We start from the raw sequence: 12,659 nt of genomic DNA on the forward strand, positions 1-12,659 counted from the left end.
AAAATTGAAGCTCAGGTGATCGGTGACATCCGGTCACCTGGGATGGAATGTAGGACAAGACTGTATGCATGTACAGTATTTTTTGAAAAAATTTGCCCCTCGGAAAATAGGTCAACCGCTCAAGCGCCTACAAAAAAGGCGCATCAATACCCGGTCATCTCCAGATAACCCACCCCACCGTCAAACTGCACCGGCCCTTCCCAGTAGGGAATGCTCAGGTTCATCCACGCCTTCGGGTTGACGGCCTGTGTGGTGATATCCAACTGTTTACCGGGAATTTTCAGCGACCAGCGTGTAGGAATACTGCGCCCGTCGATGTCAGTGGTGGCCACGGGCGTGAGCTGGATATCGGCGTTGTGCAAGGTCTGCGTGTGGCCTTGTTGATCGATCCACGTGCCGGTGAGATAGCCCGCGCAGTCTGTTTGCCGAACGCGGAACAGCATCAGTTGCTCACCACGGTCCAGGTGCAGCGAGAACCAGTCCCAACCGGTCTGGCTGGCCGCCAGCGGTTGGCTGCTCCATTCGCGGTCAAGCCAGGCCGGGCCGCTGACCTGATAGGTGTTGCCGTCGATGCTGACGCTGCCGGTCGCGGTAAAAAACGGCTGGCTGTAGTAGTAGGACGCCTGGCCCTGATCGGATTTACGGCTGTAGCCGTTGTCGCCTTGCAGCACCAGCGGGCGGCTGGAGGTCAGGTGCAGGTCGTAGGCGAATTGCGCACCACCGGCCTTGAGTTGCATGTCGGCCAACGGGCTTGATGCGCCGGGGCGGGTGGCGAAATTCCAGTCGTCGATCCACGCGTTGAACGGCAGCGCCTGGGCGCCGGCCTGGCCAACGCCGCCACGGGCATAGCGTTCGGCGGCGTAGTGGCGGGTGGCGGAGGTCACGGCGGCGTGGCCGAGCCAAATGGTTGAGTCATGCCAGCCGGGTTGCGTCGGCCCCGCCTTCAAGGCATTGCGAAACAACGTCCATTGCACGCCGAACACATTGCCTTGCGCGTCCTTGAGGTTGGCGGTGACGTACCACCACTCGATGCGAAAACCATCATGGGGGCCGTGGTCGTCGGGAAAGCTGAAGACTTTGCCGGGCACCACCTGGGCAAAGTCCGCCGCAGCGCTGCCCAGGCCGGCGAAACTTTCTGGCGGCGCGGGCGCTTTGTCGCATGCCGTCAGCAGCAACAAGACCGCGCACAACAGGGCTTTAATCTTCATTGGCAAAAGTCCTCAGCAAATCCGCCGGGCGACTGCGGTACAGCTGCCACAGCGGCCAGGCCGAAGCCAGCAACGTAGCCAACAGCGCCAACCCCAATAATTGCGCGAGTTGCCACGGGAACACCTGCAACGGCAGGCGCCAGCCGAAGGCCTGCACGTTGATGACCGCGTCCAGGCACCACGCCAACAGCAGGCCCAGCGGCAATGCCAGCACCAGGGTGAGTACCGCCAGCAACCAGGTCTGGCCAAGGTTGAGCAGCATCAATTGCCGCCGCGTCACGCCCAGCGCCCACAGCGGCGCGAGTTGGCCCAGGCGGCTTTGGCTCTGGGTCAGCAGGCTGATAAACAGCGCCACACCGGCGACGCCGAGGGTGAGGCTGTTCAACGCGGCAGTGGCGGCGAAGGTGCGCTCGAACACCTGGCTCGACCAGCCTTTGAGTTGCTGCTGATCGACGATGCGGCTGTCTTCCAGTGCAAACACACGCTGCACTTCATGCACCAGCGGTTGTACATTCTGCGGCAGCACCCGCAGGTTGAACCGGGCCGGTATCAGCGCCGGCCAGTGCGCCAGCAGGTGCTGCGAATTGACCAGCAGATGGCCCTTGGGGTTGCCATAGTCGGCGTAAATCCCCACCACCTTGGGCGACCACATACCCTGCGGCGTCGGGATAGCCAGCGCATCGCCCAGCTGCACGTTCAAGCGGCGCGCCAATTGCTCGCTGAGCATCACCGTGTCGTCTTGCTGCAACTGGTCCCACGGCGCGCTCGCCGCCGCCAGCAACGGCCAATGCTGGCGATAGGTGGGGTCGTCGACCACACCGAAGACATCCGCCGGCCAGCCCTGCAATTGCACGGCGACCTGCCAGGTCGGCAGCACGGTCTGCACCAAGGGCTGCTGCGCCAACCAGGCCGTGAGTTGCTCGGCCTGGGCCGGGGTTTGCGGGTTGAGGTACAGCTCGGCCGTCAGGCGCTGCTCCAGCCAGTTGTTGAACGTCTGGCGGAAGCCCGAGTTCATCGAGCCCGCGCCGATATTCGCCGCCAGCGCCAACAGCAACGCCATCAACGCCAGGCTCAAGGCCGGCAACTGCTGGCGGCAATCGGCCAGGAACCACTGGCCCAGCACCGAACAGCTGCGCCCGAGCACTGCCGTCAACAGGCCGTTAAGCACCACCGGCAAGCCAAGGGCCGCGCCCAGCAACAAGGCGGCCATCAGTACAAAACCGGCGGTCAGGCTGTCGCCCAGCCACAGTGCCAGCAAGGCGATCAGCAGCGCAGTCGCCGCCACCCAACCCTGGCGCCGCAACCAGCGCCCGTGCGCGTCGTGCCAGGCCTGGGCGTTCGCCAGCGCCAGCAACGGCAAGCGCGCCGCCCGCCACAGGCTGCTGCCACCCGCGAGCAGCGCGCCCAACAGGCTCAAGCCCAACCCGGCCATCCACCACCACGGGCTGAGGCTCAATTGGCCCGGCACCTCGGCGCCATACAGGCCGCGCAAACTGGCGGCCACATCCGGCAGCAGCAGGCTGGCCAGCAGGTAACCGCTGGCCACGCCAAGCACGCCGCCGAGCAACGACAACACACCCAGCTCCACGCCCAGGCTGAGAATCAGCATGCGCGCACTGACCCCACAGGCGCGCAACGTACGCAGCAACCCACGGCGTTGCTCAAGCGCCAGGCCAATGGCGGCGTGGACGATAAACAGGCCCACCACAAACGACAGAAAACCCAGGGCGTCGAGGTTCAGGTGAAAACTTTCGGTGAGGCGCGCGAGGTTATTGTCCTCGCCCTGCTTGAGTTGCAGCGCGGCGGGTGGCGTGGGATGCGTGGCGGCGAAGGCCTTATCCAGCAGCAGGCGTGACAGGCGCCCGGGCATGTCGAGCAAGGGTTGCGCATAGCCGATATCGGTCAGTAATACGCCGGGGGCCATGTCCTGCTGAACCTGCAACGGCGGCAAGGCTTGGCCGCTGGCGGTCAGCGGTTGCTCGCCTTCCCGCAGCCCGAGGGCCGACAGGGTTTGCGGTGCGATCCAGGTGCGCCCCGGCGGGTTGAAAAACGCGACCATTTGCGCCTGGCTCAACCGCTGCCCCGCCACCGCGCCACCACCGGGCAGCGACAGCGGGTCGATGCCCATCAGTTGCAGGCGTTGGTCTTCGTGCCCCTTGAGCAGCAACCGCCCCTGCACCACCGGCGACACCGGCCAACCGGCGCGGCGCAACTCGGCAAACACGGCCTGGGGAAAGCTCGCGCCGTCCGGCGCACTCAGGCTGGCCTGCGGCTCACCGCCGATCAGTTGGCTGGCGCGCGCGTAACTGTCCCGCGCCTGGCTGTTAAGCGCCTGCACGCCGGTCAACAGCGCGGTGGCCAACCACAGGCCCGTGAGTACACTGAAAAACTGCACCGGGTGCCGCCGCCAATGGCTCAGCAACGCGCGCAACGCCCAATAAAACACGGCCATCTCAGCGTGCATCCGCAGGCACGACACGCCCGCGATGCAACACCACCTGTTGGTCCAGGCGTGCGGCGATGCGCGGGCTGTGGGTGACCATCAACAGGCTGGTGGGGCTGTCGCGCAGCAGGTCCAGCAGCAGTTGCAGCACTTCATCGCTGGTGGCTTCGTCGAGGTTGCCGGTGGGCTCATCCGCCAGCAGCAAGCCAGGGCGCGACGCCAATGCACGCCCCACTGCGACCCGCTGTTGCTGGCCACCGGACAGCTGTTCGGGATAGCGCTTGAGCAAGTCGCCCAGCCCCAGGCGCTCGACCAACTGCGCCTGCCACTGCGGGTCATAGCGCCCCGCCAGGCGTGCCTGAAAGGCCAGGTTGTCGTCGACGCGCAAGCTGCCGATCAGGTTGAACTGCTGGAACACCAGGCCGATTTCAGTGCGCCGCCAGTGCGCCAGTTGCGCCTCGCTCAACTGATCCAGGCGCTGCTCACCGACCTGGATGCTGCCACCGTCCACGCGATCCAGCCCGGCCACCAAGTGCAGCAAGGTACTTTTCCCGCTGCCCGACTCACCCATCAGCGCCAGGCTGCTACGCTCACTCAAGTGCAGGTCGACGCCCGCCAGCACCGCCAGTGGGCCTTGCGGGGTGGCATAGTTTTTAAGAACACCTTGCACTTGCAACATAAGAACGCTCGCTCGAAGGACTCCGAACGAGAATAACGGCTGACTGCCAGCCCCACGCAAATTTTTCACATGGATTTCACTGCTTGCCCACCCCCGCCCCTCTAAATTGCCCGCCAAGTGCCCTAATCGGCAACTTGTTAGTTGCCCTGCATGGCAACTTTCTAACCGCAACGTGTTCAGCGAAAAGACAGCAGCCCTGTGACAGTCTCCTACTCCACGACGGGCATTCGTCAATGCATTGCGCCTACTTGAATAAAACACTGCTCCGACAGTGCCCATGGTGAATGATGTGGTTGACCTTACCTTGACCAAACCGCGCTCGCGCCGGGCCTCTATCAAGCGGTTGCGAAAGTGGGGCGCAGGCCTTGCCATCATCGCCTTGCTGCTCACCGGCTTCCTGCTGTGGCCGTCATCGCCACGCGACCTGGGCATCGGCAATCGCTTGCTGACGTCGCAAGTTTTACCCAGCTGGCGCGATGGCGACCTGATCGTTCTGGTCCGCCATGAAGAGCGCTGCGACCGCTCGGCAAACCCTTGCTTCGCCGGGTCTGAAGGCCTGACGACCGTCGGCACCCAACGCGCACAAGAGTTGGGCAAAGCCTTCTTGAAACTCGGCATGGACGGCAGCGACGCGCTCGCCAGCCCCGCCCTGCGCACGGCCCAAACCTTGCAATTCATGTTCGGTAAAGCCGAGCTGACCTCCGGCCAGCAGGCCATCTGCGGCAAGGCCATGGGCGACGAACTGCTCAGCCACAAACAGCCTGGGCGCAACCTGGTCTTTGTCACCCACAGCGGCTGCATCGCCGACTTCGAATCCACCCTGGGCTTCCCCCGTGCAGCGTTCCCCGAATACGGCAGCGCCCTGTTCATCCGGGTTAAAGCCAACGGCAAGTTCGAAACACTGGGCCTCATGAACAGCCAGGCCTGGGCCGCGGTTCTGAAAAAGCTCTAACAATTTTTTACATCTATCACGAAGCATGTTCAGGAATACGACAGGCCCGTTCTGGCATGTTTCGTTGCACCCGCTATTTTTGGATGTCATGAATACTTTCATCGACTTAGTGAACGTTGTGATTCTTATAACTCCTACTTGCTTACACCACTACTCAACCACTAAACGTCAAGGAGCGACGTTTTCATGACCCGTTTGAAACCCCTGCCACTACTGTTACTCGCCTTCGCCGTGTTTTATTTACTGCCCATGGGCCTGCACGGTTTGTGGATCCCGGATGAAACCCGCTACGCCCAGATCAGCCAGGAAATGCTCCTGAGCGGCAACTGGGTCGCACCGCATTTCATGGGTGTGCGCTATTTCGAAAAACCCGCCGCCGGCTATTGGCTGATTGCCCTTGGGCAGGCGGTGTTTGGTGAAAACCTGTTCGGCGTACGCATCGCCTCGGCCCTGACCACCGGCCTGAGCGTAGTGCTGGCCTACCTGATCGCACGCCGCCTGTGGAACGACCCACGCAAGAGCTTCGCCTGCGCCCTGCTCTACATGAGCTTCGGGCTGGTGGCCGGGCAAGCGGGTTACTCCAACCTCGATCCGCAGTTCACCTTGTGGGTCAACCTCAGCCTCGTAGCGCTGTGGTTTGCGCTGGACAGCCGTACACCACGTGGCCGGCTGGGCGCCTGGGCAATGCTCGGCGTGGCTTGCGCCATGGGCTTTATGACCAAGGGTTTTCTGGCCTGGCTGTTGCCGGTGCTGATCGCCGTGCCGTACATGCTCTGGCAACGCCGCCTGGGTGAGTTGCTGCGCTACGGCCCGCTGGCGATTGGCGTGGCGCTGCTGCTTTGCCTGCCATGGGTGTGGGCGATTCATCTGCAGGAACCGGACTACTGGCGGTTCTTCTTCTGGCACGAGCATATCCGCCGCTTCTCCTCCGACAATGCCCAGCACGCGCGGGCCTGGTGGTTCTTCCTGCCGATCATGGTGGTGGCGTGCCTGCCGTGGGCCGCGCTGCTGCCCAGCACCGTGCTCAAAGCCTGGAAAGACAAAGGCCAACCGTCGATTGTGTTCCTGGCCCTATGGCTGCTGTTGCCACTGGTTTTTTTCAGCTTGAGCAAAGGCAAGCTGCCCACCTACATCATGCCGTGCCTGCTGCCATTGGCGTTGCTGATGGGCCATGCGCTGGTCGAGCTGATCAAACACGGCAAGCCGCGCGCGATCCTCATCAACGGCCTGGTCAACGCCGTGATCGGCCTGGTGGCGATGGTGGGGCTGATCTACCTGCAAGTCAGTAACCCGATGTACGGGCACAGCCACGCCGAGATGTTCAGCCTGTCGCTGGCCTTTATCGTGCTGTTGTTCTGGATCCTGGCCAACCTGCTGCAAGCGGTTCGCCCGCTGACATTGTGGGCAATGCCGGCCCTGGGCATTGGTTTGCTGGTGGCGCTGTTGCCGGCCGGCATGCCGGAGATGATCACCGATACCGAAATGCCCGATCAGTTCGTACTTGAACACATGGATGAATTGCAACAAACCCATGCTTTGATCAGCAATGAGTTGGGCTCGGCATCCGCCTTGTCCTGGCGCCTGCGCCGCCCTGAAGTGGCGTTTTACGACACCGAGGGCGAACTGCGCTATGGCCTCAAGTATGCCGACTCGATACACCGCAAGGTCGATCTGGACAGCGTCCAGGCATGGCTTGCCGATGCGCGCCAGCAAGGCTCGGTCGGTGTGCTGATGCGCGTCAGAAGCACCAGCGAGCACCGCGAAGAAGGGCAACTGCCACCGGGAGGCAAGCGCTATCGCAAGGGCGCCCTGCTACTGATCATCTACCCGCAGCTTCCTTAACGTTACGCCTGCCGTGAGAACTGCCCATGAGCGTGTGGAAAACCGAACGCGGCGCCCTGTTGTTACTGCTGGGCGTCTCGGCGTTACTCCTGCTGCTGGGCCTGGGCAGTCGCGACTTGTGGGGGCCGGAAACCCGCTGGGCCAACATCGCCTTGCAGATGTTGCAGAGCGGTGACTACTTCGACCCCTATCTCAAGGGCGCGCCCTACTACGACAAACCCCTGCCCTCCTACTGGCTGATCACCGGCTTCGCCAACCTGCTGGGCGGGCTTGGCCCGTGGTCGCTGCGTTTGTCGTCGGTGATTGCGGCGTGGCTGAGCATCTGGCTGGTGTACCTGATCGGCGAGCGTCTGTTTCGCAAAGGCACCGGGCTGATTGCCGGCTGGATGCTGGCCACCACCTTCTACTTTCTGTTCTGGGCGCGCGTGGCCACCGCCGACGTGCTGACCGTGTGTGGCGTGCTGGCGGCGGTGTGGTGGTATTGGCGCGGCCCGGATGACACCCGGCTGGGGCGCTACACGGTATTTTTCCTGCTGTTGGCGGCCACCTCGTTGTTCAAAGGCTTGATCGGCTTCGTGCTGCCCGGCCTGGTGCTGTTGCCGCACCTGCTCAGCGAACACCGCTACAAGCGCCACCTCAACCTGCGCCTGTTGGCGGCGATGCTGATTGCGGCGGCGTTCTATTCGATCCCCTTCGTGCTCTCCCACCTGTATGGCGCACCCACTTACGGCGAGAGCGGGCTTGAACTGGTGTTCAAGGAAAACGTCGTGCGCTTTTTCGACCCCTTCGACCACATGGGGCCGATCTACACCTACCTGATCTACCTGCCCGCCTACACCCTGCCCTGGGCGCCGTGCTGGCTGCTCGGCTTGTGGTTGGCGCTGCGTCAATGGCGCCAAACGCCACCCAACGTACGCTGGCTGGTGTGGGGCCTGGGCCTGCTGTTTGTGTTCTTCACCGCCAGTGGCAGCCGCCGCAGTTATTACGTGTTACCGCTGGTGCCGTTTGCGCAATTGTTGGCCGCCTGGTGGCTGAGTGAGCGCCTGCAGCAAAAACCGGCCAGTTGGCCACGCTGGCAAAAAGGTTTCGGCCTTACCGCGGGCGCGTTGCTGCTGGTACTCGGTGTGATCTATCCCTGGACCACCGGCAACGGCGGCGTGACCCGCTTCGCTGAAGACGTGCAAGCCGAAGCCGTCAAAAGTGCGCCGTGGAACCAGTGGCAAATGGTGCTGGTGGAAGTCGACAACAAGCTGCCGATGTACCTGCAAAATGGCGGCAAGCCGTTCTACTACGTGAGCGAAACCCAGGACTACCCCCGCCAGGGCGACAGCGCCGCGCTGATGGCCTGGCTACAGAAAACCAGCGGCCAGGGCTTCGACCCGCAGCACACCATTATCGTCGCGCAGTATTCCAAGGAAGACCCTACGCCGCTGGCCTACCTGGGTGCGGATCACAAGGTGATCATCACGCAGCCGGACAATGGCGAGCGGATGTTCCAGAAGCGTACAAGCGGCAGCGTGGCGTTTGTGCCATCGGGTAAATGACAGCACCTGACAGCGCCTGCTTTAAATGCTTGGCAGGCTTGCCGCGTGAATAAAGGCTTCATCCAAACTGCTGGCACCATAAGCCTGCATAAAGCCCTGCGCATCGGTGAAGCGGTTGAAACGCTGCTGGCTGAGCATGTAGAAGTCATCGCAATGCGCGACTATTTCATCGACATTGTGAGATGAAACCAACACTGCAACCCCGTCCGCCGCCGCGCCCTCCAGACACCTCCAGATGTGGTAACGAAATTCAGGGTCTACGCCTGCAGTGGGCTCATCCAGAACCACAAGGTCTGCATGTGCGCTAAGCAGGGACAAGGTGAAAAACCAGCGCTTTTCTCCGTAGCTGCAGAGCGAGGACTTTTTGTTCCAGATTTCGCAGTATCGCTGTGCAATACCAGGGCTCCATCTTTCGATTTTATCGAGCGCATGCTGCTGGGTGACCCGTGTTTCAGAGCAAAAAAGCATGACCATTTTGAAGATATCGAACATGCGAAATACAGGGGGCGTGCTGATAATTTGCGACAGGTAAAGCAGCTTGCAAAAAGAGTTGCTTATCTGACCGCCATCCATTTTCTTAAGGCCGCAAATCACATCAAAAAAGGTAGTTTTGCCAGAACCGTTGGGACCCAGCAGCCCCGAAATCGAGCCCGCTGCAACACTCAGCGAGGCATTATGGAACACGGTATGACTCGCATACCTGACATTAAGTGAGTCGATGATAAGCCGCGACATCAGTAACGACTCCACACTGGGTTAATGATTAAAAACCGACACATCACTGGCAATAAAAACATCAGCAGCACGACAACCACCACCACAACATGCCAGCACTCCGCCAACCCTACCAACATCACTCTATTTGCCCACCACATTGGATTAAAGAAACTGAGGTTAACCAGCAGTGCACTGGAGGCACCAATACTGACGACTCCCAACGCCAACATCCCCAGCGACGAAATGGAAAAAACAGTACTGGCGTTCTGAAACCCTAGCGGGACCAGGGTCAGCAACAGTGAAGGGATAGAGAAAAGAAGAAAGCAGACATAAAACCGCACGACGATAACCAGATACTCGGCGACACTCGCAACACCGAAAGAATTACGCGTCAGCACATAGAAAACCGAGCAATACATCACCGACACAATTGAATAAGCAAAGAACTGCCCAATCAGAAAGATAATTTTCGTACGCTGGGTATAAACAAAGGACCGTAGAAAACCACTCTCCCTACGCCCTACTATGTAAAATGCCAGGCCAAACAACGCCACACTTGAAGACACAAACGCATAAAACCATGAAGTACTGACTAAATAATCGGTTTCCGCCCCCTTCACCGGCGACCTCGTGTACGTGATCAAATAGTAGGTAACCACAGGAGAAATCACTGTCCAGAACAATGCAACGGGTTCTTTTAACTGCTCTTTCACAAGCAGTCCGGCCAGTATCACTGGGGCGCGTGCGGAATATAAATTCATTGTTCACCTCACGCCCCGTTTTATTTTAATCAGGAGGAAAGCACCGAGCTTTCGACCTTTTTAAAATATGACCATTTAACCAATACCTGCCAAACCACTTACAGAAATATATAAACAAATAGCGACATAGCAATTCAAACTCAGCACAAAACCATACTTTAGCCGCCCACCAAAAAAACGCAACATCCACAACCTCTGACCCAAGACACTCAACCATTAAAAACAGGAAGTTTCACTCAACAACTTCAGAAGCTCAATAGTTGCACAACAAACCAAAGCCGCCACCCAACCCAAAACAACAACCTCGATTTCTTATAAAATTAATACGTTATGAAATTTTGGCCATACAAGTCCGTAAATGCTAACGCACAGATTTTTTGTAGAACGAAGGACACCCTCAAAAAAATCGGAAAATAATCCGACAAGTGGCGCTGGTTAATCTCATTTTCGAGCAAATAGGCGGCGGGCCTAATTGACTCCGCTTCGTCACTCGCATGGTGCGCGGGAGTTGGAAATTTAAGCCAACCTGGGGGAGTACAAGTGTTGCTGTTGTTGCACAACGGTGGCTGTCAAAGCCACCGCCCATAGCGCGCTATTATTCTTGGTGCAAAGCGGAAAAACCATGATTGGCGAACTGTACCAACCGGCGCGCTTCAGAGCCCGGCAGCGTGTCAAGGAAGTCTGGTTGAAACAGATCAGGAAGGAAGGAAGGAAACGTATTCTCTCAGGCCATCTATCTTGCCGTTATCGGCGGTCGATTCTTTACCACCTTTTCTGTCAATGATTTGCAGCACTCGCTCTGCATTAGCAGCTAGTTCAGCTCTGTGGTCTGCGGGGAACTCGGGGTTTTCCCAATCGCCACCTATTTTCGCCTTGAAAGCGTTCAGTTCCTCATCACTCAGGGCCGCGTGAAGCCCCTTGAACAAAGGGCCAGCTGTAATTTCTTCGACTGTGCGGTAGTCGCCCCTTACTCGACCGTTGAAAACCTCCTCCAGCGCGGAATAACCCTGCTGACTGAACGCCTCCAGGCGGCCCACCTCGGAAGAAGAATCGTAAGTACCGATGGCGTCCAAAAAACCATCCCCAACAGAATGGTTTCTGATCCTTTCAACGCCCGGATCATGATCAATGTAGTTAACCACACGCGCCAAGCGAAACATGGCCTCATTACGCGATTCAGGGTCTGTATTGGCAGGGGTAAAGTCACCCACCTGTTGCTTCAGGCCATCGATCAAGGCTTCCCAGCGCGCGTGACCCAGCGCTCCCCTGCCCCATTTCTCCTCGAGTATTCCTACGTTCAAGATGGGGTTGTTGTCGGAGATCTCCGATGCTGAACGTCGATCATCCGCAGGCCTGGTTTCTCCGCGCGCAGGCAGGTGCGACGTGTTCATTTCACCTCGCAATGCCGGCGGTATTGGCGAGTGGGTAGACACCGTACCAACGGGGTTCCCATCCGGGGTGAATGTTGGTTTTTGCTCAGTGGCTTGGCTGTTTTTATGAGCATCCGGGAAAATACGATGAGGTTGAAAACCAATGGGGAAGGACATAGGCACCTGCTGACTAAATGTTGAAGGGCGCCCGAACAGGTACGCCGTGTCTCCTATTGGGTTATGACAGGAAAGTGGTTCCACTGGCTGTACGATGCTCGTGCCAGTCTCTGACGGAATGTTCCTTATGTGCCGTTAGGCATTCACCATCGTGCATCATGACGGTCATGGCATTTGGTCATGGTTTGTAAAGGGCCAGCAAGCTGTGTCCCTTTTAATTGCAGGACGTTTCCTAGACAATCCCTGCCGCCTTGTGCCTGCTGGAATCGGTGGCTAGTCTGCGGTCCGTCACTGCTCATCAGTGATCGGGTTTAGTCGCCCGGATTCTTAATCAGGCGCATCGTCCTCCATGAGGTTTTATGGTGGCTGTGCGCAGGGCGCCTTCGGGTGCGCCGGATTCTCCTGATTAGCCGGTCGACTAACCTGCGTACAGCCGCCACCCATTCGTTTAGTCGCGACCGGGCCGGCTTCTGACTTAATCAGGAGCTACTCAATGAAAAAAGTTACACCCAATCCCCCGCTCAATCCCGCAAAAGACCGTGCCGCATTCAACCGCGCCATCGACCACTACCTGCCCTCTGAAGGTGTTCACAGCGTTAAAGAAGACCTGAGCTTCGAGGACGCGCTGCTCTATACCGCCAGCTTGCTGCACAGTGCTTCGGCCACAGCACTGGATTGTGGTGAGCTGCTGCCAAGCCCGCAGCGGGAGAAAATTCTGGCGGTGTGGCATTTGCTGGAGATTGCCAAGGCCACCGTGGATCGTTCCATCGAGTGCTTGAAACCTGCGAAGGCAGCTGCCTGACAGCCGACCTGTTGATTGAAACTGTAGCCAATCAAATGTGGGAGCTGGCTTGCCTGCGATGGCATCGACACCCTGTCACTGATACACCGAGGTGCCGCCATCGCAGCATAGGTATCTACACAACCGTGTATCTGCCAACCGTACCCACGATGCGCAGCGAGCCG

At 59.1% G+C, this 12,659-nt stretch carries 10 protein-coding genes; 4 read left to right on the plus strand and 6 right to left on the minus strand.

Annotated elements, in window-relative coordinates; all coding sequences use genetic code 11:
- Nucleotides 1-143: 143 nt before the first annotated feature.
- From HX783_RS24125 to HX783_RS24135, 3 genes are read right to left on the minus strand one after another with little or no spacing between them, the layout of a single operon-like run.
- Nucleotides 144-1,208, minus strand: a complete 1,065-nt coding sequence (locus HX783_RS24125; protein ID WP_177018497.1) for a lipocalin-like domain-containing protein — start codon at nucleotides 1,206-1,208, stop codon at nucleotides 144-146.
- Complete coding sequence (locus HX783_RS24130; RefSeq protein WP_177018498.1) at nucleotides 1,198-3,660, minus strand: FtsX-like permease family protein; 2,463 nt, start codon at nucleotides 3,658-3,660, stop codon at nucleotides 1,198-1,200. Before HX783_RS24130 ends, HX783_RS24125 begins: the two co-directional genes overlap by 11 nt.
- Nucleotide 3,661: 1 nt before the next feature.
- A complete protein-coding gene (locus HX783_RS24135) occupies nucleotides 3,662-4,330 on the minus strand; it encodes an ABC transporter ATP-binding protein (RefSeq protein WP_177018499.1) in 669 nt (222 codons plus the stop codon).
- 277 nt (nucleotides 4,331-4,607) lie between these two features.
- Between HX783_RS24135 and HX783_RS24140 the strand changes: the two genes are divergently transcribed.
- The 3 genes from HX783_RS24140 (at nucleotide 4,608) to HX783_RS24150 (ending at nucleotide 8,668) form a co-directional block, all read left to right on the plus strand.
- Nucleotides 4,608-5,282 carry a histidine phosphatase family protein gene (locus HX783_RS24140; RefSeq protein WP_177018500.1) on the plus strand — a complete coding sequence of 225 codons (675 nt, stop codon included), beginning with the start codon at nucleotides 4,608-4,610 and terminating at the stop codon, nucleotides 5,280-5,282.
- 186 nt (nucleotides 5,283-5,468) lie between these two features.
- The gene (gene arnT / locus HX783_RS24145; RefSeq protein ID WP_177018501.1) at nucleotides 5,469-7,124 is read left to right on the plus strand and encodes a lipid IV(A) 4-amino-4-deoxy-L-arabinosyltransferase; all 1,656 of its coding nucleotides are present in this window, start codon (nucleotides 5,469-5,471) and stop codon (nucleotides 7,122-7,124) included.
- 26 nt (nucleotides 7,125-7,150) lie between these two features.
- A complete protein-coding gene (locus HX783_RS24150; RefSeq protein WP_177018502.1) occupies nucleotides 7,151-8,668 on the plus strand; it encodes a glycosyltransferase family 39 protein in 1,518 nt (505 codons plus the stop codon).
- A gap of 21 nt (nucleotides 8,669-8,689) precedes the next feature.
- Here HX783_RS24150 and HX783_RS24155 read toward each other — a convergent pair whose 3' ends face one another.
- The 3 genes from HX783_RS24155 to HX783_RS24165 form a co-directional block, all read right to left on the minus strand.
- Nucleotides 8,690-9,403 (minus strand): AAA family ATPase, encoded by a 714-nt coding sequence (locus HX783_RS24155; protein ID WP_177018503.1) that lies wholly within the window; start codon nucleotides 9,401-9,403, stop codon nucleotides 8,690-8,692.
- Nucleotides 9,403-10,146, minus strand: a complete 744-nt coding sequence (locus tag HX783_RS24160) for an ABC transporter permease (protein ID WP_177018504.1) — start codon at nucleotides 10,144-10,146, stop codon at nucleotides 9,403-9,405. Before HX783_RS24160 ends, HX783_RS24155 begins: the two co-directional genes overlap by 1 nt.
- A gap of 695 nt (nucleotides 10,147-10,841) precedes the next feature.
- Entirely contained in the window at nucleotides 10,842-11,693 is an 852-nt protein-coding gene (locus HX783_RS24165; protein ID WP_177018505.1) for a hypothetical protein, read from the minus strand.
- Nucleotides 11,694-12,186: 493 nt separating this feature from the next.
- On the opposite strand from HX783_RS24165, the gene HX783_RS24170 reads away from it, so the two are divergent.
- Nucleotides 12,187-12,495: a DUF6124 family protein gene (locus HX783_RS24170; protein WP_177018506.1), complete on the plus strand. Its 309-nt coding sequence runs from the start codon at nucleotides 12,187-12,189 to the stop codon at nucleotides 12,493-12,495.
- The last annotated feature ends 164 nt before the right edge of the window (nucleotides 12,496-12,659 follow it).

Origin of the sequence: Pseudomonas sp. D2002, from assembly GCF_013385735.1 — a bacterium.
Classification (GTDB): Bacteria; Pseudomonadota; Gammaproteobacteria; order Pseudomonadales; family Pseudomonadaceae; genus Aquipseudomonas.

Bases quoted from the DNA above. Each gene is read 5' to 3' on its own strand.
- HX783_RS24150 (WP_177018502.1), top strand. From the start codon at position 7,151: ATGAGCGTGTGGAAAACCGAACGCGGCGCCCTGTTGTTACTGCTGGGC.
- HX783_RS24125 (WP_177018497.1), bottom strand. From the start codon at position 1,208: ATGAAGATTAAAGCCCTGTTGTGCGCGGTCTTGTTGCTGCTGACGGCA.
- HX783_RS24170 (WP_177018506.1), top strand. From the start codon at position 12,187: ATGAAAAAAGTTACACCCAATCCCCCGCTCAATCCCGCAAAAGACCGT.
- HX783_RS24165 (WP_177018505.1), bottom strand. From the start codon at position 11,693: ATGTCCTTCCCCATTGGTTTTCAACCTCATCGTATTTTCCCGGATGCT.
- HX783_RS24130 (WP_177018498.1), bottom strand. From the start codon at position 3,660: ATGGCCGTGTTTTATTGGGCGTTGCGCGCGTTGCTGAGCCATTGGCGG.
- arnT (WP_177018501.1), top strand. From the start codon at position 5,469: ATGACCCGTTTGAAACCCCTGCCACTACTGTTACTCGCCTTCGCCGTG.
- HX783_RS24155 (WP_177018503.1), bottom strand. From the start codon at position 9,403: ATGTCGCGGCTTATCATCGACTCACTTAATGTCAGGTATGCGAGTCAT.
- HX783_RS24160 (WP_177018504.1), bottom strand. From the start codon at position 10,146: ATGAATTTATATTCCGCACGCGCCCCAGTGATACTGGCCGGACTGCTT.
- HX783_RS24135 (WP_177018499.1), bottom strand. From the start codon at position 4,330: ATGTTGCAAGTGCAAGGTGTTCTTAAAAACTATGCCACCCCGCAAGGC.
- HX783_RS24140 (WP_177018500.1), top strand. From the start codon at position 4,608: ATGGTGAATGATGTGGTTGACCTTACCTTGACCAAACCGCGCTCGCGC.